General features: G+C 50.0%; 18 protein-coding genes. 4 read left to right on the top strand and 14 right to left on the bottom strand.

Annotated elements, in window-relative coordinates; all coding sequences use genetic code 11:
- Positions 1-274 precede the first annotated feature (274 nt).
- From HJV72_RS06100 to HJV72_RS06090, 3 genes are all read left to right on the top strand, one after another.
- Complete coding sequence (locus HJV72_RS06100) at positions 275-2,197, top strand: endonuclease MutS2 (RefSeq protein WP_208069527.1); 1,923 nt, start codon at positions 275-277, stop codon at positions 2,195-2,197.
- A gap of 107 nt (positions 2,198-2,304) precedes the next feature.
- Positions 2,305-3,984 (top strand): bifunctional diguanylate cyclase/phosphodiesterase, encoded by a 1,680-nt coding sequence (locus tag HJV72_RS06095; RefSeq protein WP_208069525.1) that lies wholly within the window; start codon positions 2,305-2,307, stop codon positions 3,982-3,984.
- A 41-nt stretch (positions 3,985-4,025) separates the two neighbouring features.
- On the top strand, positions 4,026-5,576 hold the full coding sequence (locus HJV72_RS06090; RefSeq protein ID WP_208069524.1) for a sensor domain-containing diguanylate cyclase: 1,551 nt from the start codon (positions 4,026-4,028) through the stop codon (positions 5,574-5,576).
- 174 nt (positions 5,577-5,750) lie between these two features.
- Here HJV72_RS06090 and tig read toward each other — a convergent pair whose 3' ends face one another.
- Positions 5,751-6,827: a trigger factor gene (gene tig, locus HJV72_RS06085; protein WP_049729862.1), complete on the bottom strand. Its 1,077-nt coding sequence runs from the start codon at positions 6,825-6,827 to the stop codon at positions 5,751-5,753.
- Positions 6,828-6,953: 126 nt separating this feature from the next.
- Positions 6,954-8,429 carry a cardiolipin synthase gene (gene cls / locus HJV72_RS06080; protein ID WP_049729861.1) on the bottom strand — a complete coding sequence of 492 codons (1,476 nt, stop codon included), beginning with the start codon at positions 8,427-8,429 and terminating at the stop codon, positions 6,954-6,956.
- A gap of 143 nt (positions 8,430-8,572) precedes the next feature.
- On the opposite strand from cls, the gene HJV72_RS06075 reads away from it, so the two are divergent.
- Entirely contained in the window at positions 8,573-9,013 is a 441-nt protein-coding gene (locus tag HJV72_RS06075; RefSeq protein WP_066572115.1) for a hypothetical protein, read from the top strand.
- A gap of 39 nt (positions 9,014-9,052) precedes the next feature.
- On the opposite strand, the gene HJV72_RS06070 is transcribed toward HJV72_RS06075, so the two are convergent.
- From HJV72_RS06070 to HJV72_RS06015, 12 genes are all read right to left on the bottom strand, one after another.
- The gene (locus HJV72_RS06070) at positions 9,053-9,496 is read right to left on the bottom strand and encodes a DUF1934 domain-containing protein (RefSeq protein ID WP_049729859.1); all 444 of its coding nucleotides are present in this window, start codon (positions 9,494-9,496) and stop codon (positions 9,053-9,055) included.
- An 8-nt stretch (positions 9,497-9,504) separates the two neighbouring features.
- Entirely contained in the window at positions 9,505-10,320 is an 816-nt protein-coding gene (murI, locus tag HJV72_RS06065) for a glutamate racemase (RefSeq protein ID WP_198146310.1), read from the bottom strand.
- A 128-nt stretch (positions 10,321-10,448) separates the two neighbouring features.
- On the bottom strand, positions 10,449-11,426 hold the full coding sequence (pfkA, locus tag HJV72_RS06060; protein ID WP_049729857.1) for a 6-phosphofructokinase: 978 nt from the start codon (positions 11,424-11,426) through the stop codon (positions 10,449-10,451).
- Between the two features lie 67 nt (positions 11,427-11,493).
- Positions 11,494-14,973 (bottom strand): DNA polymerase III subunit alpha, encoded by a 3,480-nt coding sequence (locus tag HJV72_RS06055; protein ID WP_208069521.1) that lies wholly within the window; start codon positions 14,971-14,973, stop codon positions 11,494-11,496.
- Positions 14,974-15,133: 160 nt separating this feature from the next.
- Positions 15,134-15,367: a hypothetical protein gene (locus tag HJV72_RS06050; RefSeq protein WP_006444854.1), complete on the bottom strand. Its 234-nt coding sequence runs from the start codon at positions 15,365-15,367 to the stop codon at positions 15,134-15,136.
- 141 nt (positions 15,368-15,508) lie between these two features.
- Entirely contained in the window at positions 15,509-16,342 is an 834-nt protein-coding gene (locus HJV72_RS06045; protein WP_208069585.1) for a CvfB family protein, read from the bottom strand.
- Entirely contained in the window at positions 16,342-17,052 is a 711-nt protein-coding gene (locus HJV72_RS06040; RefSeq protein ID WP_049729854.1) for an acyl-[acyl-carrier-protein] thioesterase, read from the bottom strand. The genes HJV72_RS06045 and HJV72_RS06040 overlap by 1 nt, the downstream gene beginning before the upstream one ends.
- A 3-nt stretch (positions 17,053-17,055) precedes the next feature.
- Complete coding sequence (locus tag HJV72_RS06035) at positions 17,056-18,252, bottom strand: cation diffusion facilitator family transporter (protein WP_208069519.1); 1,197 nt, start codon at positions 18,250-18,252, stop codon at positions 17,056-17,058.
- An 18-nt stretch (positions 18,253-18,270) separates the two neighbouring features.
- Positions 18,271-18,951, bottom strand: a complete 681-nt coding sequence (spoIIR, locus tag HJV72_RS06030) for a stage II sporulation protein R (RefSeq protein WP_208069517.1) — start codon at positions 18,949-18,951, stop codon at positions 18,271-18,273.
- 89 nt (positions 18,952-19,040) lie between these two features.
- Positions 19,041-19,718, bottom strand: coding sequence for a GntR family transcriptional regulator (locus HJV72_RS06025; RefSeq protein ID WP_208069515.1), 678 nt, complete (start codon positions 19,716-19,718; stop codon positions 19,041-19,043).
- Positions 19,719-19,720: 2 nt separating this feature from the next.
- Complete coding sequence (ispE, locus tag HJV72_RS06020) at positions 19,721-20,596, bottom strand: 4-(cytidine 5'-diphospho)-2-C-methyl-D-erythritol kinase (RefSeq protein ID WP_049729850.1); 876 nt, start codon at positions 20,594-20,596, stop codon at positions 19,721-19,723.
- A 66-nt stretch (positions 20,597-20,662) separates the two neighbouring features.
- On the bottom strand, positions 20,663-22,222 hold the full coding sequence (locus HJV72_RS06015) for a DUF3794 and LysM peptidoglycan-binding domain-containing protein (protein WP_208069513.1): 1,560 nt from the start codon (positions 22,220-22,222) through the stop codon (positions 20,663-20,665).
- Positions 22,223-22,224: the final 2 nt, after the last annotated feature.

The raw sequence follows: 22,224 nt of genomic DNA, 5'->3' as shown, positions 1-22,224 counted from the left end.
TAAATACGTTGTCGGAGTACCCTGGCTTTTGGGCTATTGTACTCTTTATACCGGTGCGTCCGAAACGACCGGTATATCCGCCTTACGATACACATTCATACGCTTTCATGTTTATATAGACAGTGAACGGATGCTATGGAATGCACAGCTTGTAAGGGCTGTGTTTTTTATTTCCTCCGCCTGTCTGTTTCCCGGACCACAGAAGCCGTATGCCTTGAAGAGGGCGGATGCGCTTCTGTGGTCTTTTATTTTAATAACAGAAAGGAATATTCACATGTACAATAAATCATTAGAAACCATCGGATATTATGAAATCACAGGAAAACTGGCAGACTGTGCCCTTACCGCCCGTGCCAAAGAACGGATACGTTCCCTCCACCCCTTCCTGTCTGAGTCAGAGCTGCGCAAAAACATGCGTGAGACGACACAGGCACGTGATATGGTTGAGCTGCTTGGACTGCCGCCTCTTCCTGCTATGGAACACATCGAAGCGTTTATAGAAAAGGCGGTGATTGGAGAGCTGCTCCTGCCTGAACAGCTCGAGGAGATGGGACTTTTCCTCAATGCTGTGCGCCGTCTGAAGCTCTATCTGAAAAAAGGAGAGGAACAACACATACGGATTGCTTTCTACAATGACAACCTGTATCTTCCCGAGGAACTGAAGGAGAATATAGAACGCTGTATCCGTGCAGGACGTGTGGACGACTATGCCTCCGGATATCTGAAGGATATCAGGCGGCAGATCCAGCACGCAGAAGAGAAGATCAGCGAGAAGGCCTCCCGCGCGCTGAAAGCTGCCGGCGCCTGCGCCAGCGATTCTTTTATCGTCCAGCGAAATGGGCGGCTCTGTATTCCGGTCCGTAAGGAATGCCGTGCGAAAGTAGCCGGCAGTGTCGTAGATAAATCATCTTCCGGTGCAACCCTGTTCATTGAACCTGAGTCTGTCGCTTCCCTCCGGGAAGATCTGGAAGTGTTGAAAATCCAGGAAGATTCCGAGGAACGCAGGGTGCTCTACGAGCTGCTCGAGCAGATTGCCCGGCATGAGGAGGCTTTAAAAGAAGACGTACGTGTCATCGCCGTCCTCGACTTTGTATTTGCCAAGGCAAAGCTGAGCATTGATATGGATGCGACAGAACCGGCCATCAACCTTGACCGTTATATCTCCATCACTGGCGCACGGCATCCGATGCTGGAAAAGGAGACGTGCGTGCCGCTCGACTTCGAGGCCGGCCGCGGCACAAAAGGCATTGTCATAACCGGACCGAACACCGGAGGGAAGACGGTCGCCCTTAAGACCGTTGCCCTCGTAAGCGCCATGGCATGCGCTGGCCTCCATGTACCATGTACGTCTGCCGACGTTGCAATGAACAACCAGATTCTGTGCGACATCGGGGACGGGCAGAATATCGCAGACAATCTGTCCACCTTCTCGGCGCATATCAAAAATGTGCTGGATATCTTAAAAAGAGTGACAAAGGACAGCCTTGTCGTCATGGATGAGCTCGGTTCCGGCACGGATCCTGCCGAGGGCATGGGGATTGCCATCTCTATACTGGAAGAGCTGCGCAAAAGCGGCGCCTTGTTCTTTGTGACGACCCACTATCCGGAGGTTAAGGAATACGCGGGTCACCACCCCGATATCGCCAATGCCCGTATGGAATTCGACAAGGAAACATTAAAACCGCTCTACCGCCTCACCATCGGTGAATCCGGCGACAGCTGCGCACTGTATATCGCCAAGCGGCTCGGTGTGCCCGAAGCCATGCTGGCCGCTGCGGCCAAAGAAGCTTACGGTCCGCGTGGGGAACATATCATCGCCGAACTTAAGGACCATGGGGTATCTGAACCGTTTCGCAGGATATCTGCCCCGCACTTGAAGCCTGTTGATCATATGAAGCCCGTGGCAGTACAGGAAGGCAGCTTCACGAGAGGTGACAGTGTAACCGTTCTGCCGGACAATAAGATTGGCATCGTCATTCAGCCGTCGGACAGCCGCGGTAACGTACTCGTACAGGTACAGAAAGAGAAGCTTGTCATTAACAAAAAACGCCTGAAGCTGAAGGTTGCTGCTTCCCATCTGTATCCTGAGGATTATGATTTCTCTATCATCTTTGACACGGTGGAGCACCGGAAGGCCCGGCACCAGATGGAGCGGAAGTACCAGGGAGACCTGGAGATAGAAGTATTCGACGAATAGCTTCCATATTTTACACAAACAGTATATTTTTTGCTACTTTTAGTTGATTTAACATACCCGGTATTCTACAATGAATTTAAAGATTGTTCGTGTAAAGGGAGGGACCTATGAAACATCATGAACGCATACCTGATTCATTTCATATAGATACAGATGCTTTCTATAATGCCATCGTCAAAAGTACCGAAGATTATATCTATATCGTGGATATGTCGACGGATACCGCTCTTGTGTCCGAGAACATGGTTCGTGATTTTGACCTGCCCGGGCGGCTCGTGCCGGGGCTCATACCTCTTTGGGGTGAGCTTATACACGAGAAGGACAAGAAGCGTTATTATGACTCTATCGATGAGATGCTGTCAGGGTATACTGATATGCACAATGTAGAATACCAGATTTTGAACAAGAAGAACGAATATATCTGGGTCTGCTGCCGCGGCCTGCTGTCCAGGGATGAAAGCGGCAAACCCACCATGTTCGCAGGAGTCGTCACTCCGGTCGGCAGCAAGGGAAAGATGGACCGGACGACCGGGCTCTTCACCCAGGAAGAATGCAAGAACCATATCGAAGCATATCTGAACCTTGGCAATACCGCGGGAGGGTTCCTTTTGCTTGGGATTGATGATTTCAAGCGGATCAACAATTTAAAAAACCATACCTTCGGCGATTCCGTACTTCGCAAGATTGCTCAGGATATCCAGCATATGATACCGCATAAGGCAGAAATCTTCCGGTTCGACGGAGACGAAGGCGCTGTCTTCTGTCCGGAGGCCACGCTCGAGGACATGTATAGCTTATATTCCAAGATACATATCTATGCCAATAAAGAACACGAGATTGACGGCATCTCCTACTACTGCACGATCTCAGCCGGCATAGCCATGCTCGGCACGGATGCGGACAACTACCTTGACCTCATCAAATGCGCCATGAGCGCACTGGAAGCATCCAAGAAGAAGGGCAAGAACATGTGCACCGCGTTTACTCCGGGCCTTCTTCAGTCCAACCTGTACATTATGGAGCTGACGAATGAGCTGCAGCGGTGCGTGATGAACGGCATGGAAGGTTTTTCTGTCGTGTATCAGCCGCTCGTCCGGTCAGAGGAGCTTAGGCTGAAAGGAGCGGAAGCCCTGCTGCGCTGGCATTCGCCTAAGGTGGAAAAAGTAGGGCCGGCGGAATTCATACCACTCCTGGAATCCAGCGGAAATATCGTAACTGTCGGCAAATGGGTACTTGATAAGGCTTTCTGCACGTGCAGGAAATGGATTGCCAAATGGCCTGACTTTGTCATGAATATCAATGTATCCTACGTGCAGATAATTGAAGATGACTTTGTATCTTATGTAGAGGAGCTGCTGAAAAAATATGACCTTCCTGCCAGACACATCGTACTCGAGATGACGGAAAGCTATTTTGTGACCGATATGCCGACCTTGAAAACTACGTTCCAGCGCCTGCAGGATATTGACATATGTATCGCCATGGATGATTTCGGGACGGGCTATTCTTCTCTTGGAATGCTTTCACAGACATTGGCGGATATCGTCAAGATTGACCGTATGTTTATCTCCTTGATCAACGATAAAGAACATTTTTTCAACCGTTCCTTCATACAGGCGGTAATCAATCTGTGCCACAGCATCGGAATCTCTGTCTGTGTAGAAGGCGTGGAGTATGCTGATGAGCTGGACACGGTACGCAGCATGCATGCTGACAGCATCCAGGGGTATTATATCTCAAGGCCTGTCACGCCGGAAGAATTTGAAGAAAAATACGGGAACGGCTAGAGCCCGGATTCATTGGGACTCAGAAAAGGAGAGGTCTTAATATGTATCAAGAAGAACGTAAAATAACTATTTTCTCTGAACATACTGACTTAGAACCTCTGATTCAATCTGTCATGGAAGAAGGGCCTGTTACTTACATCGTTTATACAACAACATCTATGCAGACTGGTTGGCAGGACAGCGATATTATCATTTGTGATATTCCTGTGGAAAAGTTGGCATCTATCAAAAAAGAAATGAAAGCAGGCTCTTATCTGTTCTATATCCACAGCCCTGCTGATGACGTCTGCCAGGATATGGACATGGCTGCTGATGAATTGCTGCCCCGCCCTGTAAGCGCAGGCTACCTGAAGAAGCGCATCCGCCGCTTAATGGACAGGATAAGGCTGGAAGAGGACCTGTGGCTCTCCGGCACATATCTGGACGTGCTCATAGACAGCATGCCAGATCTCGTCTGGTTTAAAGACAACAGCGGCATACACGTCAAGGTAAATAATGTGTTCTGCCACACTGTCGGAAAAGAGCGCAGAGACGTGACCGGCAAAGACCACTGCACGATATGGGATGTAGAAGTGGACGACTGTGAAGCGACAGAGGCGATAGTACGCAGGGAACGTAAAACGTGCCAGTTTAACGAGCTTGTCAAAAGCAGAAGCGGCATGCGCCAGTTCCGCACTTACAAATCGCCCTTATTTGACAGGGATGGGAATATCATGGGAACGGTAGGAATCGGGCATGATGTCACCGTCCTGGAAAATATGAGCACAGAGATGGAGATACTGCTGAACAGCATGCCCTTTGCTATACTCGTAAAAGACGGGGATGACATCATCGTAGACGTCAACCTGAAATTTGAGGAATATTTCAATATCAGCAGGGAGAAGGCAGTCGGCAGGCCTTACTGCGAATGGTACGATACGATGTTCAAGGGTCTTGAAACTATACAAAAAAATGATACGGAAGAGATTCATCTGCCGTGTAATGGTTCGGACCGGATCATCGAAATCACACATGAGCCGATTTATGATATCTTTGAGAGCATCGTCGGTGAACTGACGATCTACCGCGACATAACCGAAGAGTCTCTGCTCAAAGAACAACTGAACAATAATTCAAATACAGACTTTCTGACAGGACTGTGCAACCGGCGCTACTTCTATGAGTGCTTCTCTGAAAACCATAATTATGAACAGATATCTATACTTTACATAGATTTAGATTACTTTAAAATGGTAAACGACACTTACGGGCACCAGATCGGCGATGAAGCGCTCATCATGGTGGCTGCGACATTGAAGAAGTGTTTCCCTGGTACGCTCATTGCCAGGCTTGGCGGCGATGAATTTCTCGTTGCCAGGACAGACCCGGTGACGGAAGAAGAGCTCATCCGACAGGCGGATACGCTCATTGCCGGGCTGCAGGACGCTTTTAATACAAATAGCTGCTTCAAAGTCCTGTCCGCAAGCATCGGTATCGCATACACGACCGATCCGCTGAAGAAGATTGACGACTTAATCAAAGAGAGCGATACCGCCCTGTATAAGGCGAAAGAGACGGGACGGTCAAAAAGCTGCGTTTTCCATGTCAGTTAAGTTGTGGACGCCGGAGGGGAGGTGCGCAGCAGATGCTCCGATGCGAAAGCCGCTGTTACTAAAAAGAGCCGGAATCAGGTACGGGGATGTTTTTTTACATGACATCCTTGTGCCTGGTTCCGGCTCTTCTTACACGTTCATAATTATATTACTGATTAATAACCCGATGGTTATTTATTCTTCTGAATCTTTTGACTCTGTCTTTGCCACCTGCACGCAGTTCTTTGCAAGCCAGTCTTTTACGAGGTTATTCAGCGCCATCTCTTTCAGATCTTCTTCTGGTGCCGCTTCTTTCAGCGCTTTTGCATCCGCATAGCCGTAATTCTCGGCCATCTTCTTGAGCTGTTTCTTGTATTCGTCATCTGACAGCTTGATGTTCTCTTTATCCGCGATAGCTTTCGTGACAAGGCTCTGCTTCACGCTTGACTTCGCCGCTTTGTTCACCTGATCTTCAAAGTCCTCTACGGAAGCTCCCATCTGCTCCTGGATGAACGCCTCATATTCCATGTCATAATACCCTGCGGCATCTTTATACTGCTGAATGAGGTTATCCTCTATCTCTTTGACATCTTTCTTTGGATATTTCTTGACCTTTGATTTGTCTAGCACTGCCTCCCACACTGCGGATGACAGGTTATCATTGTACGCAGCCTCAGCATCTTTTTCCAGCTGTTTCTTTACTTCTTTCTTATATTCCTTTACAGTCTTAGACTTCTTGGACACGGATTTTACAAACTTGTCGTTCAGTTCGGGAACTTCGTCCAGCGTAATCTTATTTACCGTAATCGTGAATACGACATCTTTTCCGGCCTGCTCTGCATTGCCGTAATTGTCCGGGAACTTTCCGTTCCAGTCATACGTCTCTCCGACGTTATGCCCGATAACGCTTTCCTCAAACCCATCGATAAATACGCCGGAGCCTATCGTAAGCGGATAATCTTCTGCACTTCCGCCGTCGAACGCCTCCCCGTCAATCTTTCCCACGAAATCTATATTAACCGTATCGCCGTTTTCCACCGTCCGGTCAGTAATCTCTTTCTGTGTTGCCTTAGATTCGAGCGTGGACTGGATGGTACTCTCCACGTCCTTGTCCGTCACTTTGGAAGCTTTCTCAACCTCTGGTACCTCAATACCTTTATATCCTTCCACCTTCACCGCATCGGTATCGATCATATTGCTTCCTGCACATCCTGCCAGTGCCATGGAACCGGCACATACCAATGCCAATACGGCAGTTAACTTCTTTTTCATAAATACACCTCGTCGATTCTTTATCTTTTATGTCCTTCTGTCCGAAACACACACTATTAGTTATAGCACATTCCCTTTGAATTTGAAACCTTTTTCACACTTATTTCACTTTTTAAAGAGGCGCCGTTATAATACCGGAGAGAGGAGACGGCAGAACTGCTCCTTGACACGGACGACGAGCCCGCGGCGCTCGTAGCCTTTTCTCGTTATGAGGGTACTCTTAGGTATGTCGTTGACGAAAGCCTCCATAAGCTTCTCCGTCGTTCTGGCGCTGTAGATTACCGCGTTTACCTCGAAGTTAAGGGAAAAGCTTCGGATATCCATATTGGCCGTTCCGATGCAGCTTACAAGTCCGTCCACGCAGAGGCACTTCGTGTGTAGGAACCCATTGTCATACGTGTAGCATCTTGCTCCTGCCTCAATCATCTCTCCCGCGTACGAATAGGTGGCCCAGTACACGAACGGGTGGTCCGGCTTGCAAGGAATCATGATACGCACGTCGATGCCCGACTTGGCCGCGATGACGAGCGCATCCCTGATATCCTCATCCGGTATAAAATAGGGCGTCTGGATATAGATGCTTTTTCTCGCCATATGGATGAGCCGCAGATAGTTGTTCCGTATCTCCTGGCTCCTCGAGTCCGGGCCGCTCGATATGATCTGGACCGGGTCGCGGCCATTGCGGATGTATGTCGGTATCTCAAAGAGGCGGTCCTCCAGGAAGAGATTTTCCCTTGCCGCATAGTTCCAGTCAAGCACGAATCTCACCGCCAGCGAAGTGACTGCCGAGCCTTCGATACAGATATGCGTGTCTCTCCAGTAGCCGAACTTCTTGTCCAGCCCAAGATATTCCCGCCCGATATTGAATCCGCCCACGAAGCCGATCCGGCCGTCGATTACGACAATCTTCCTGTGATTACGGTAGTTGACGCGCAGCTGAAGCTTGCCGAGTACTGCCGGAAAGAACTCCGCCACCTCGATGCCGGCTTTCTCAAGCCTGACCCAGTCTGCGTTGTGCATGCTTCTGCAGCCCATGCTGTCAAAAAGCACCCTCACTTCCACGCCCTGCCTGGCCTTGCGGACAAGCACCTCCTCGATTTCCTGCCACAGCTCATCGTTGCGTATGATATAGTATTGCAGATGGATATAGTTCCTGGCATGTTCCATCTCCGTCATGAGCGCCTGGAACTTCTCTTTGCCATCTGTGTAGATGCGGATATCGTTATTGTCCGTCAGCACCGCTTCCCCTTCGTTCAGGTTGTACAAGATCAGGCTTTTGAACCGTTCAAGCTCCGGATCGCGCAGCCTCAGCTTCCTGCGGTATATGGACTCCTCCTGCCGCCGGACGGCGTACTTGATCTCCCCTTCGATCTCCTTCATCTTGAACATCCGCTCCTTGCGGAAATTCTGTCCCAGAACGAGATACAGTATGAAGCCAAGGATAGGCACAAAGTAGAGCAGGAGCAGCCACGCCCAGACAGTGGTCGGATTCCTGCGCTGAAAAAAGATGATCAGCAGGGAAAATATAATATTGATAAACAGCAGATGGTCGAGAATCCACCAGTAAGTCGTTCCCACCCCTTGCGCTATATTCTGTAACATAACTTCACTCCCTCATAATATATGTGTTCTATTATAACGTCATCCGCCGAGAAAAGTAACCCTAAAATGTCAAATCTCTTGCACTTAACCAAAAAGAATGATACAATGTACATCGTGAAAAAGTCTATTTGTAGGAGGTCCCCATGAGTACATTAACTATCGTACTGCTCGTTATCTTAATTGTATTAATTATAGCATGTGTTGTATTATATTTTCTCGGCAAAAGAGCGGAAAAGAAACAGGCTGCCCAGCAGGAACAACTTGACGCGGTGGCGCAGACCGTGTCTATGCTTATCATCGACAAGGGTAAGATGCGCCTTAAGGACGCAGGTTTCCCTCCGGTCGTTGTGGAGGGCACCCCCAAGTATCTCCGCCGGTCCAAAGTTCCTGTCGTAAAGGCCAAGGTGGGGCCAAAGGTCATGACACTGATGTGCGATGCCCAGGTATTTCCGCTCATCCCTGTCAAAAAAGAAGTGAAAGCTACGGTGAGCGGCATATACATCACAGGTGTAAAGGGTCTGAGAGGGCCGCTTGAGACACCGCCGAAGAAAAAAGGCTTCTTTAAACGGATTACAGGCAGATAGTAAGAATCAGAAGACGGCACATTATAAAAAGCATTGGGACTAGCGTTCCAATGCTTTTATGTTCATGTCAATATTACAGTCTGCCACCTTCTCATCATTGATGTCCAGCGCATAGTTTACGGCTACCGCTATGTTGGCTTCACTGATATCCACTTCTATCTTCCTCGTGTGGATGCCGACGAGCAGCTCCCCGTAAGGTGTCTCATACTGGGTCATATTGATCTTATCCTTTTCAAATACCATGTGGGCATTGGCCAGACCGCTTTTGATAATCTCAAACACGCTGTCTCCGGTAATCTTGATCGTGTTCCTGACCGTGCCTGCCATGCCTTCCACCGGTTCCTCATATATGACATAGTGCTTGCCGTTCTTGTTATAGTAAGATGCAGGAGTGATCACTTCTATCGGTTCATTCTCGTCCGACTCTCCTCCCGCGGCGTCAAAGTGGAGGCCGGATATGCTTAACAGTACATCTTTCGTCATAATCTCACCTAATATTCCTCTATATTGATTTGCTGTATCGTCTCTACGTTGTAAGGCAGTATGGAATTGGCAAAGTGCTTGAACTTTTCCGCCGTGTCGCTTACATAGAATTCATATCTGGCAAGGTTCCCCGAGTCGTTGTCCATACCCTGCCCTTCAAGGAGCGCTTTTAAATCCATCGCTGTCTCATAGGCCGGATTTACGATGTGGACATCTGTTCCGAAGTATTCCATGATGCGCGATCTCAGCAGTGGATAATGGGTACAGCCGAGTATCATCGTGTCTATATCCGAATGCTTCATCTCATCCAGGTAGTATTCGATGATCTCATCCGTGACATGGTGCTTTGCAAACCCTTCCTCCACAAGCGGCACGAACAGCGGACACGGCTTGCCGATTACCGACGCCTCAGGCTCCATCTCCGTGATGACCTTGGAGTATGTATGGCTTCGGATAGTAGCTTCCGTCCCGACGACACCTATCTTCTTGCTTCGGGTCTCCTTAACCGCCGCCCGTGCTCCCGGCGTGATGACTCCGATAACCGGAATGTCAGATTCCTCCTTCAGCACGTCAAGCGCCAGGGCGCTCGCCGTATTACATGCTATGACTATTGCTTTCACGCCCTTCGTCTCAAGAAAACGGAGAATCTGGCGGGAGAACCTGATAATATTATTCTTCGACTTGCTGCCGTATGGGACTCTGGCCGTATCGCCGAAATATACGATATTCTCATCGGGCAGCTGGCGCATGATCTCCCTTGCCACGGTAAGCCCGCCCACGCCTGAGTCAAACACGCCTACAGGCGCTGTCCTGTCTTTATTCATAACCAATCTGTATCCCTCTTTTCACTCTGTTCGTGTACTCTGTCTGACTGTACTATTTGAAAAAAGAGACATCCAGTGAAAGAAAACTCTCTATCCTGAACGTCTCTGCTGTCCTGAAAACCGATATCCTAAAGTGCCAGCTCTCTCGCGATCTCATACTGATATGTCGGAATACCCTTCTTCATGCCGAGTGCCTCGTCGATGTCAAAGTCCAGATATTCTCCGTGCCTGTAACCTACGACACGGTTGGACTTGCCCTGGATAAGCAGGTCTACAGCCATAGCACCCATGATAGACGCATATACCCTGTCTTTACATGTCGGGCTTCCGCCCCGCTGCATGTGGCCAAGGACAGTCGCCCTCGTCTCCATGCCGGTGGCCTCTTCGATTCTCTTTGCCATATTCATAGAATCGCCGATTCCCTCCGCGTTGATAATGATATAGTTCTTCTTGCCGCGCTTTCTGCACTCCTGTATGTCTTCGACAATGGCTTCCTCATTATAGTCGTGCTCCTCCGGCATGAGGATACGTTCCGCACCGTTTGCGATTCCGCACCAGAGCGCGAGGTAGCCTGCATCCCTTCCCATCACTTCGATGATGGAACATCTCTCATGGGACGTGGACGTATCCCTTACTTTGTCTATCGCTTCCATCGCCGTATTGACCGCCGTATCAAACCCTATCGTATACTCCGTACAGGCGATATCCAGGTCAATCGTACCCGGAAGCCCTATTGTATTGATTCCCAGTCTGGACAGCTTCTGCGCTCCGGCAAAAGAGCCGTCTCCGCCGATGACTACCAGACCGTCTATTCCGTATTTCTTACATATGGCGGCAGCCTTCTGCTGTCCCTCTTCTGTCCGCATCTCTTCACATCTTGCCGTCTGGAGGATAGTGCCTCCGCGCTGGATGGTATCGGATACATCTCTGGCCGACAGGTCTATGATCTCTTCGTTCAAAAGACCCTGATATCCTCTTCTGATGCCTCTCACTTTCAAGTCTTTTCCTAATCCCGTCCTGACAACTGCACGGATAGCTGCATTCATTCCAGGGGCATCTCCGCCACTTGTCAAAACACCTATCGTACGAATCACTTTGTCTGCCATTTCAATTCCTCCATCGTATTGTGATCATTCTCATTCTATCTTTTCTTCGTGGTTCATTTTACCTTATCTATGAAATGTTTTCAATGGGTTTTTCTATAACTTTTACACAAGATTCTCCAAGGTAATTCGTCAACCTGCTTAAAATCTCCGGCTCTACATGGATATTCCTGCTTCTCGGAAGACGTTTTACCGCCTTCTCGGCCTTACAGTATATGACGACCTGATCATCGCCGTCAGACTCCTTTATCAAGTCATACAGCTCCGCTTCCCGTGCCAGGAAGTCCGCCTTTCCTTCATACTGGAGCCACAGCTCCTTCTTCGTCTGCTCAAAGGGGATGACTGCCTCGCAGATAAGCTTGCTCGCCGCTTCGTCCTCTTCCGAGACTCTTCCTCTTACGAACACTTTGTTCTCCTCTGTGAGGTATTGCTGGTTCTTCTCGTAATCCTTCGGGAACACGACAATCTCCACGGTACCTGCCAGATCCTCCAGCGTGAGGAATGCCATCGTCTTGTTGTTCTTCGTGTACTTGGTCGTCTTGTCGGCGATGATTCCCCCTACGACTTCCCTTGCCCCGTCATGTACCTTCGTCCTCCCGGTCTCTTCATCGAGCTGAAAATCCAGCGTCGTCCGCGTAATGCTCTTCTTCCACTTCTCCTCATACTCTTCCATAGGATGCCCGCTTAAGTAGATTCCCAGTACCTCTTTTTCAAAAGACAGCAGGTTTTCCTTCTCGTACTCGCCTACGTCCGGCAGCGGGATATCAAATTCCGCCTTCTGGTCATCGTCCACCATATCGAATAAGGACATCTGTCCGGTCATGGAATACTTCCGCTCCTGGTTTACCTGGTCCAGAATCTGCACGTAGATTACCATGAACTGCTTCCTCGTCCCACCAAGGCTGTCAAAGGCCCCTGATTTGATGAAGTTCTCCAGCGTCCTCTTGTTGACTTCCTTCCCGGACATGCGCTCGATGAAGTCTTTGAGCGTCTTGAACGGCCCGCCTGTGCCCCGCTCTTTGATAATCGCGTCGATGACCGGCCGGCCTATGCTCTTGATGGCTGCCAGGCCGTAACGGATACGGCCGTCCTCAACTGTGAAGTTCCCAAGCCCTTTGTTGATGTCCGGCGGCATGATCTCGATTCCCATCTGCTGCCGGCACGTATAGATATACTCCGCCACTTTTCCGGGATTGTCGATGCAGGAGGTCATAAGTGCCGCCATAAATTCTACCGGATAGTAATATTTAAGCCACGCTGTCTGATAAGAGACAACTGCGTATGCAGCCGCATGGGACTTGTTGAACGCATACTTCGCAAAATCGATCATCTCGTCATATATCTTATTGGCCGTCTTCTCATCTATACCGTTTTTGATGCATCCGGGAACGCCTTCTTCTTCATTGCCATACACAAAGTTCTGGCGCTCTTTCTTCATCACGTCTCCCTTTTTCTTAGACATGGCGCGGCGCAGGAGGTCGCTCCGCCCAAGCGTGTACCCGGCAAGGTCCCGCACAATCTGCATGACCTGTTCCTGATAGACGATACATCCGTATGTGGGTGCCAGAATCGGTTCCAGCTGCGGGCAGTCATACGTAATGCTCTGTGCATTGTTCTTTCCCTTTATATACTGGGGGATGAAGTCCATCGGTCCCGGACGGTACAGGGAGATACCCGCGATGATATCCTCCAGGCTCTGCGGTTTCAGCTCCTTCATAAAGCTCTTCATCCCACCGCTCTCCAGCTGGAAGATGCCGTCTGTACGTCCTGTTCCGATAGAGCTCAGCACATCCTTGTCATCATAGTCTATGCTGTCCATATCAAGCGGCCCGCCCCTGCTCACTCCGGCCAGCTGCGCCGCGTTCTGTATGACAGTCAATGTCCGGAGCCCGAGAAAGTCCATCTTCAGGAGGCCGAGCTCTTCCAGCGTCGTCATCGTGAACTGGGTCGTGACAGAACCGTCGGAGCCAAGCGACAGCGGTACATATTCATCCACAGCCTTCTGGCTGATGACAACTCCGGCCGCATGCATGGAAGTGTGGCGGGGAAGCCCTTCCAGACGCTTCGACATGTCGATGAGCTCCCGCACCTGCCCGTCCTCCTGATACACCCTCCTCAGCTCAGGATTCATACTGAGCGCACGTTCCAGCGTCATATTGAGTTCTGTCGGAACCATCTTGGCGATATTGTCCACAAATGCATACGGCAGGTCCATCACGCGCCCCACATCCCGGATGACGCCGCGGGCTGCCAGCGTACCGAAGGTGACGATCTGTACGACCCGGTCAGAGCCGTACTTCTCCACCACGTAGTCTATCACCTCCTGCCTCCGCTCGAAGCAGAAGTCAATATCGATATCGGGCATGGATACACGCTCCGGGTTCAGGAAACGTTCAAAGAGAAGCTGATACTTTATCGGGTCTATGCTCGTGATGTCCAGACAGTATGACACGATGCTTCCCGCCGCAGATCCACGGCCCGGGCCGACGATAATGTCGTGGTCTTTGGCATATTTGATAAAATCCCATACGATGAGAAAATAATCCACGTATCCCATAGACTGTATGACAGACAGCTCATATTCGAGCCGCTCCGCCAGTGCATCCTCCCCGTCCGGGTAATGGCGCTTAAGCCCTTCAAAGCAGAGCTTTCTCAGGTATTCCCAGGACGAGTATCCTTCCGGCACATCGTATTTGGGAAGCTTCGTCACGCCAAACTCTATCTCTACCTTACATCTGTCTGCAATCCTCTGCGTGTTCTCCAGCGCCTGAAGCGCATATGGAAACAGCTGCTGCATCTCCGTCTCTGACTTGATATAATACTGGCCGCCTTCATAGCGCATACGGTCCTCATCCGCAAGCTTCTTTCCCGTCTGGAGGCAGAGCAGTATGTCATGGGGCTTGACGTCGTCCTCATATGTATAGTGGATGTCGTTCGTAGCCACAAGCTCGATACCTGTCTCCTGGGAAAGCCGGAGCAGCGACTGGTTTACCATCTTCTGTTCCTGCATGCCGTGATCCTGCAGCTCCAGGAAGAAATTACCTTCTCCGAATATCCCTTCGTAGCGCTCCGCTGCCGCTTTTGCTTCGCTGTACATCCCCCTCATGATATTGCGCTGCACTTCCCCCGCCAGGCAGGCACTCAGCGCAATGATCCCCTCGTGGTACTCCTGAAGCAGTTCCAGATCCACACGGGGCTTGTAATAGTAGCCTTCCGTGAAGCCTCTCGACACAAGCTTCACCAGATTGTGGTATCCAAGGTCATTTTCTGCCAGCAGCACGAGATGGTAATACCTGTCTTCGCCGCTGCCTCCTGCCTCCTTGTCAAACCGGGAACCAGGCGCCACATACACCTCACAGCCTAGTATCGGCTTTATTCCGGCCGCCTTTGCCGCGCGGTAGAAGTCTATGACGCCGAACATGACGCCGTGGTCCGTAATTGCCACGCTGTCCATGCCAAGCTCCTTTACCCGGGCTATACACTCTTTGATTTTATTAGAACCGTCCAGGAGGCTGTACTCCGTATGGACATGTAAATGTGCAAAACTCATAATTACTCCTGTTCTGTGAATGTCGTCTTATAGTAACTGATAAGATAACTATAACAAATTTTGCGGCATAAGAAAAGGCGGCGGCAATATTCTCCTCGTCTCGAGGGAAATATTGCCGCCGCCTGCGCTGTCTGCCAGCCTGTATATAAGATCTTGATTTCTAGCCGTTAATCATGAATGCAACGAGCTTGTCGATATCTTCTTTTTCATGTGCTACGATTTCAAGCTCCGGAATCTCTCCGTTAGAGAAGATATTCGCCATAGACACATACTGAGATAATTTAGATTTTAAATTAAGTCTGTCTCCTTCACCTGTTACTAATTCCACCTTACCTGAGCAACTGTCTACTACTTCGAAAAACTTTTCGATATTTGTGATATTCTGAACTTTCATCTTGTTACTCTCCTTTTCTTTTCTACTCTTTTCTTTTTACACCCTCAATATATACGAAAACCCTGCCAAAATCAAGGCAAATGTTGATTTTCGGCGCTTTTTAAAATGTGCACAATTTTTCACACCAGTTTTTGGTAATAATTACTTGAGCACGATGGAACTATTTCTGATTTCTACCTTGCCCTCTTTCAGCAGCCGTCCTACCGCACGCTTAAAAGCATTTTTGCTCAAACCGAACTCTCTCTGGATGAGTTCCGGCTCCGCCTTGTCCGTAAACGGCAGCTCTCCCCCATATTCTTCCATCCGTTTTACAATTGCCGCGGCATCCGCGTCCATCTGGATAAATGCCTTTTCCCTGATGCTTAAGTCTAATTTTCCGTCCGCATGTACTTTCACGACCCTCGCATGTACCTTATCTCCCACTTTCAGGCTGCCAAATGCCTCTCTCTTTGGTATCAGGGCGGAATACCGGTTATCTACCGCCACGAACACCCCAAAATTATCACTGAACTCATAGACCGTTCCGCTTACATGGTCATCTTTTTTATAAGGTGAATCTGTCAGCAGCCTGTCATACACCTTCATCGTCGCACAGAGGCGCCGGCTCTTGTCCACATACAGCGCCACAAGCACCTTGTCCCCCTTCTCCACCTTTGCCGTCTGCTCCTTATACGGCAGCAGCAGATCTTTCTCAAGCCCCCACTCGAGGAAAGCTCCTACCCGTCCGGTATCTGCTACAGCCAGAACGGCCAGCCCGCCGAGTGTCAGTGCAGGCTCTGACGTCGTGGCTATCAGCCTGTCCGAAGAATCCTTATAGAGAAATACTTCTATCTCGTCTCCTTTTTTTGTCCCTTCGGGAACCTGCTTTTTCGGAAGCAGCACTTTCTCTTCCTCCGTTCCGAGATATACCCCAAAGTCCACCAGCTTCATCACGCTCAGCACCTGTTTTTTTCCTAATCCCTTTTCTAATGTCATCATAAGTTCTCCTTTAGTTCTACTATTGCATAAGGTTTCCCCTGTGCATCTCCAAGTGACACGACTGTCCGGCCTTCCTCCTCTGACACGCGCGGGCTGATAATATCCTGATAGACAGCCGATTTCCTGTATTCTACCCTAACCTGTCGTATATCCGGCTCTTTCCCGAGCACCTCCAGCGCCATCTGCACATACTGGCAGTTATTGACGTGCTCATTCGTATCGATATGATACTTTCTCACCGGAAAGGGGGGCTTTTCTTCCCATGTATCCGGAAGGGCAATCTTCCTCGGTGCATAATCCATTGCCAGGGGCTCTTCTTCCCCGTATGCCTCAATCTCCTCGGTCGGCGGCTTCACCGGCCTTCCTTTCGCCATATCCATATATACCCAGACAGAATTGGCATATGCCGTGGTCCTGCCCTTACCGTCCGTCATACGGAAGTTTCGGAGCCCGTATAATCCGTTGAATTCCGTCGCCCACGTGCTGACCGTGATGTGCTCTCCAAGCTTAGGATAGCGTTCTGTTACGACCTGCCACGCGTTCAGCACCCATGCCCGCTTGTGTTTTGCGAAGTAATCGACCCCGAGGCCGAGACTCTCCGAATGGAAGGTGCTGCAGTCCTGAAAATAATTGATAACCCCTGGCAAGGTTATCTGCTTCGTGTGGTCCACCTCACTGAACCTGACTCTGCTGTCAAATGAATACATCTCTTATTCTTCCTGTCCTTTCCGTGCACTTGCCACAAAGCTCATCTCAACCGTAATGACGCACTGGTATCTCTCATCTATCTTCTGAAGTTCCTCCATGACCGCGTGGCTCAGGCTGTTCTGCTGCTCCCTGCTGTATTCTCTCGGAACAACGAGGTCGAAGATAAGATTGATCTGGTGTCTGCCGTCCACCATGCGGAAGTCGTGGATGCTCGCCCTGCCATCCAGACGTGATACCACCTCTTCCACATGTTCCTTCGCCTCGAGCACCTGCTCATCCTTCGTCTCCACAGGATCCATATGTATCACGAGAAAGATTCCAAGCTTCCTGGCCGCGTCCCGTTCTATCTTGTCGATGATCTCATGCGAATCTTCTATATCCGTATTGTTCGGCACTTCTGCATGGATGGACGCCATGCTTCTCCCAGGCCCGTAATTATGTACAATCAGGTCATGGCTGCCGACGATGCCGTCATATTTCTCCACGAACCTCGATATCCTGACATATTCTTCCGCCGCCACGGGTTCACCGATAAGGGGCTCCAGCGTATCTCTGGCAATGCCGATTCCCGCCCACATGACGACTAGCGATACGCCAAGTCCTACGAAGCCGTCAATATTAATTCCGGTTGCCTTCCAGAACAGAAGAGAGGCGATCGTGGCGGACGTTGTTATCACGTCTCCGAGCGCGTCTGCCGCCGTTGCGAGCATGACCTTCGAATTGATGCGCTGTCCGAGCTTCCGGTTAAAGACGCCCATCCAGAGCTTCACCCCGACAGACAGTATGAGTATGATAACAGATATGAGCTTGAACTTCATCATCTCCGGCTCACGTATCTTTCCGATGGCATCCTTGAAAAAGGTAAACCCGACCTGCAGGACGAGAAACGCTACGATCAGCGCCGCGATATATTCAATCCTTCCGTGGCCGAACGGATGGTCTTTATCTGCCGGTTTGCTTGCCATCTTGACGCCCACTAGCCCGATGACGGAAGATCCCGCGTCCGAGAGGTTATTAAAAGCGTCTGCGGTTACGGATATGCTGTGGAGCAGGAAGCCCACGGCCGCCTTGACCACAAATAACAATACATTGCAAAAGATGCCCACCGCACTCGCCAACACTCCATAGGCCGTACGGACAGACACCTTCTCTACCTCTTCATGATTCTTAACAAAACGTCTTACCAAAAACTCAGTCATGAAACTGCCTCCATGTCTCTACCGGTCCTCTTTCTCGTCTCCTCCAAAGAAAAACCATTTTATCTTAAAGTCCGAAGTGGCTGTCACCATTTCATATTCATCATCTGTGAGCACTTCTTTCAGCTCCTCTTTCCCCTCATCGCTTACGACCGCGCACGTCGTGCTCATAAAGCATAAGTTCGGATAGAGCACGCACCACCAGTTGTGGCCTCTGCCTTGCCCGATCACGATACGCAGCGCCTCATAATCTCCTTCCGGAAACGTGATGTCCCCGTAAGTCTTGTCCGGAAAATGGCAGAACTGTACATTCGCTTCTGCTCCGTAGGAATACCCTTCCTTACGGATAACCTCCTCCGCCTTCTCCTCAATTTCCTCCAGATGGTTGTGAGCCCATCTCTTCGTATCCTCCGCGGTCGGCTCGCCGGCCGTCCCGCCTTTCATATCGGCTTTCATATACGCCAGTACCGCGTCCCGCACTTTCAGCTTCAGCGCCTGATCCTCCTCGCTGTCGCTGTTCGCCAGCACGTGGAACCGGAACACCTCTCCTGCCAGCTTCTCCTGGGTTTCCCGCACTTTCGCATCAACTACTTTCATCCGCCGGCTGACGATGCTCCCTGTCAGAATCAGTGCTATACAGACACCAAGTATAACACAGATGAGTTGTTTCTTTCTATATCTCTTTTCAATTTCTTCCCGCATAATATGTACCTCCTTATTCACAATCCCCTCGGATGTTATAAGAAGTCTGTACACATTTTCCGGCGCTTATACAAAAGCAGGCCTTAAAATTATAATTTTTTCAGGCGGAGCGTATCGATGACTCCCTCGACCTGGTTATCTATATGCTTGCTGACGACTTCGGTCGCCTTTTCCTTCTCTTTGCCGGCGACATGGCGGATAATGTCTTTATGCTCTGCGATGAGCTGCGGATATACTTCATCACTTTTCAGATATTCCATCCTGTAGCGGTACATCTGCTCACGCAGGTTGTTCAGCAGCTGGATGAGCTTCTGGTTGTCCGTTGCCATATAGATGACATCGTGGAACTTGACATCCGCCTCGGCTATCTCTGTAAGGCCGCCTCTTCTTATGGCGGTCTTAAAATCTTCCGCAGCCTTTTCAAGCTCCCTGATCTCATCCTTCGTAATCTTGTCACAGCAGAGCTGTACCGCCAGCTCCTCCAGCGCTTTCCTGACTTCCAGCACATCCCGCAGGCTCTTCTCCGTTATCTCTGCCACCTCTGCCCCTTTTCGCGGAATCATGAGCACAAGTCCTTCCAGCTCCAGCTTACGGATTGCTTCACGTATAGGTGTACGGCTGACACCAAGCTTATTGGCGAGCTGGATCTCCATCAGCCTCTCCCCGGGTTTCAGCTCTCCCCGCAGAATCGCCTGACGGAGCGTATTAAATACGACGTCCCGGAGCGGGAGATATTCGTTCATATTGACTTGAAAGTTTGGTTCCATGCTCATTTCCTCCTTGCATTATGCACGTTCGTAACATACACCTGCTTCGTTAATCCCGTTTCCTTTATCTTTCTGCCGGCCTCCCTCGCCCTGCTCTTTTCCTCAAATATGCCGAATACGGTCGGGCCGCTTCCGCTCATGATGGCGTTCAATGCCCCCTGTCCTTTCATGACATTCTTGATCTGTTCGATTACAGGGTATTCCCGGACCGTGACTTCCTCCAGCACGTTTCCAAGGCATCCGGCCGTGCGTGCCAGGTCTTGTCCATCCAGACCCTCTATGATTCCGTCTATATCCGGGTGCGCTGTTATCTCGCGGGAGTCCAGCTCATCGTACACGAACTTGGTCGATACGCTGATGGGCGGCTTCGCTATCAATATATGGCACTTCGGCATGGGGCTTAAAGGAGTGAGAATCTCGCCGATGCCCTCTGCAAGCACGGTTCCCCGCATGATGCAGTACGGCACGTCCGCCCCAAGCGTCAACCCCCGTTCCATCAAAGCTTTCTCCGGCAGCTTCAGGGCAAACATGCGGTTCATTCCATAGAGCACTGCCGCTGCATTGGAACTTCCGCCTGCCATACCTGCCGCCACCGGAATATGCTTCTTAAGCGTAATCTTGATTCCCTCTTTTATGTGAAATTCATCCATAAGCAGCTTTGCTGCCTTGTAAGCGAGATTATTCTCATTGACCGGAAGGAAATACAGGTTCGTCTCCACTTCGATGCCCGGCTCCTTCTTCTTCTCCATTATGACCTGGTCATACAAGTACACCGTCTGCATCACCATGCGTACATCGTGGTATCCGTTGCTCCGCCTTCCGAGTACGTCCAGGCCCAGGTTTATCTTAGCCAGTGCTTTCAACTCCAGTTTATCCATATTTTATCTCCTCGTAAGTTAACGTTTACATTATCCTCAGATCGTTGTATCTTGTATACAGTGTACTCATAGTATACTCATATTTTCCTTAAAAATCAATATCTTATCCCCTGGTTTTACCTGCTCTGATTCCAGGCCGTTCACTTCCATGATTCCTTCTACCGTCGTGCTGTATCGTTTTGCAAGATCCCAGAGCATATCTCCATCTTGCACGATATATCCTACGATACCGGGCCGCCGTTCCATCTCCTCCATATCGACCGGTTCAAAGTCTACTTCTTCGATGTTGGATACCAGTACCGGCTGTTTCAGGAAGCTGTTGAAGGCCAGCACGGCCTTGATCTCTATCTCGTCGCTGCCGAGCAGGCCGATGGAAAGCTGCTCAACCGCATACGTCAGGTCATAGGTCATGTCACTGCTCGTTTCATTGCTCTCCAGAAGATAGGAAAAGGGAACCATTCCCTGCCACGTGTCAAACGGGATGACATCATCTGCTTTTACATAGAGGAAGCTGATATGGAGTACGCCTTCTATCTGTATACCGCCGTCCACAACCTCGGTCCGCTCCAGCTGAATCTTTCCGCTGCTGTGGCACACCTGGAGCATGCTGTCCTTAATCTCCGGAAGGGAGAGCTGTTCAATTACTTTACATTTTGAATGATTCTGCATGAGCAGCTTTTCAAATGTCTCTTCTGTTATTCTCGGGATGCAGGTCTTCTCCAGCGAATATACGTCCTCCAGCACATCCTCATTCTCTTCCTCATATACGATAAGCCTGAGTTCCAGCGTGGCTTCCACGCCGAGCAGGCGCATCTCGCCGTCTTCATCCATGCGCACATCGATGTTGACATCCGCAAGCTCCGGATATATCTGATGATACATATTATCCTGTGCACCGTAACATTCTATACGTCCTTCATAAGGAATAACTTGTTCGATCCAGTCTGTCTTGCCCTCCAGAGACTCATAGAAGCAGAACAGCATCAGCTCGCCCTGTATGAGCATCTCGTCCGTGCCAAGCCTCGTATCGAGCTTGCGGCTCGTGACATCTGTCCAGAGCAGCGTGCCGACATTTTCCTTCGTCCCGCTGATGGCAACTTCTTCCTTGATCCGGTATGTATCCTTCTTGGATGTGAGCATGCGCAGCATCTGCTTTGCGGCATATCGCTTATACACTGGAGCATCGCTTAGAATATCCGTCGTCACCTCCAGGTCGTCCATACCTTCTGAAGACACCTGAAGTTCCACGAGGGCTTTCAGGTTCAGTTTCCTTGAATGTATCGTCGTCACTGTCAGGTCGATATTAGAAGCCTTGATAAACGGCGTCCCTTCCGGCACCTGTTCCGTGTATATCATCTCCTCAAACGGAATCCTCCCTTCCAGGGAGGACAGCCTCGATTCTCCCTCCTCGGTCACGTACAGCACCTTGAAGTTCATCTTTCCGGCCACACGGATGTAATTTTCCACGACCTTCATGTCCTCTACATCCAGCATTCCCTCTCCGAGTATGATGCGCATCACATCACTTTTCACGTCCGGTACATTATAATCATCGTCAATGTAGAACTGGTCGGTAATGACTTTCCCGGTCCGGTAAGTCTGTACCTGTTTTTTCATATATTCCATTT

It is taken from the genome of Extibacter sp. GGCC_0201 (assembly GCF_017566055.1).
Taxonomy (GTDB): Bacteria; Bacillota; Clostridia; order Lachnospirales; family Lachnospiraceae; genus Extibacter.
This window is presented reverse-complemented; position numbering and strand designations above follow the sequence as displayed.

Bases quoted from the DNA above. Each gene is read 5' to 3' on its own strand.
- HJV72_RS06045 (WP_208069585.1), bottom strand. From the start codon at position 16,342: ATGACATTAGAAAAGGGATTAGGAAAAAAACAGGTGCTGAGCGTGATG.
- HJV72_RS06100 (WP_208069527.1), top strand. From the start codon at position 275: ATGTACAATAAATCATTAGAAACCATCGGATATTATGAAATCACAGGA.
- HJV72_RS06050 (WP_006444854.1), bottom strand. From the start codon at position 15,367: ATGAAAGTTCAGAATATCACAAATATCGAAAAGTTTTTCGAAGTAGTA.
- HJV72_RS06090 (WP_208069524.1), top strand. From the start codon at position 4,026: ATGTATCAAGAAGAACGTAAAATAACTATTTTCTCTGAACATACTGAC.
- HJV72_RS06035 (WP_208069519.1), bottom strand. From the start codon at position 18,252: ATGACTGAGTTTTTGGTAAGACGTTTTGTTAAGAATCATGAAGAGGTA.
- HJV72_RS06040 (WP_049729854.1), bottom strand. From the start codon at position 17,052: ATGTATTCATTTGACAGCAGAGTCAGGTTCAGTGAGGTGGACCACACG.
- cls (WP_049729861.1), bottom strand. From the start codon at position 8,429: ATGTTACAGAATATAGCGCAAGGGGTGGGAACGACTTACTGGTGGATT.
- HJV72_RS06025 (WP_208069515.1), bottom strand. From the start codon at position 19,718: ATGGAACCAAACTTTCAAGTCAATATGAACGAATATCTCCCGCTCCGG.
- HJV72_RS06015 (WP_208069513.1), bottom strand. From the start codon at position 22,222: ATGGAATATATGAAAAAACAGGTACAGACTTACCGGACCGGGAAAGTC.
- ispE (WP_049729850.1), bottom strand. From the start codon at position 20,596: ATGGATAAACTGGAGTTGAAAGCACTGGCTAAGATAAACCTGGGCCTG.
- spoIIR (WP_208069517.1), bottom strand. From the start codon at position 18,951: ATGCGGGAAGAAATTGAAAAGAGATATAGAAAGAAACAACTCATCTGT.
- pfkA (WP_049729857.1), bottom strand. From the start codon at position 11,426: ATGGCAGACAAAGTGATTCGTACGATAGGTGTTTTGACAAGTGGCGGA.
- murI (WP_198146310.1), bottom strand. From the start codon at position 10,320: ATGAATAAAGACAGGACAGCGCCTGTAGGCGTGTTTGACTCAGGCGTG.
- tig (WP_049729862.1), bottom strand. From the start codon at position 6,827: ATGAAAAAGAAGTTAACTGCCGTATTGGCATTGGTATGTGCCGGTTCC.
- HJV72_RS06055 (WP_208069521.1), bottom strand. From the start codon at position 14,973: ATGAGTTTTGCACATTTACATGTCCATACGGAGTACAGCCTCCTGGAC.
- HJV72_RS06070 (WP_049729859.1), bottom strand. From the start codon at position 9,496: ATGACGAAAGATGTACTGTTAAGCATATCCGGCCTCCACTTTGACGCC.
- HJV72_RS06075 (WP_066572115.1), top strand. From the start codon at position 8,573: ATGAGTACATTAACTATCGTACTGCTCGTTATCTTAATTGTATTAATT.
- HJV72_RS06095 (WP_208069525.1), top strand. From the start codon at position 2,305: ATGAAACATCATGAACGCATACCTGATTCATTTCATATAGATACAGAT.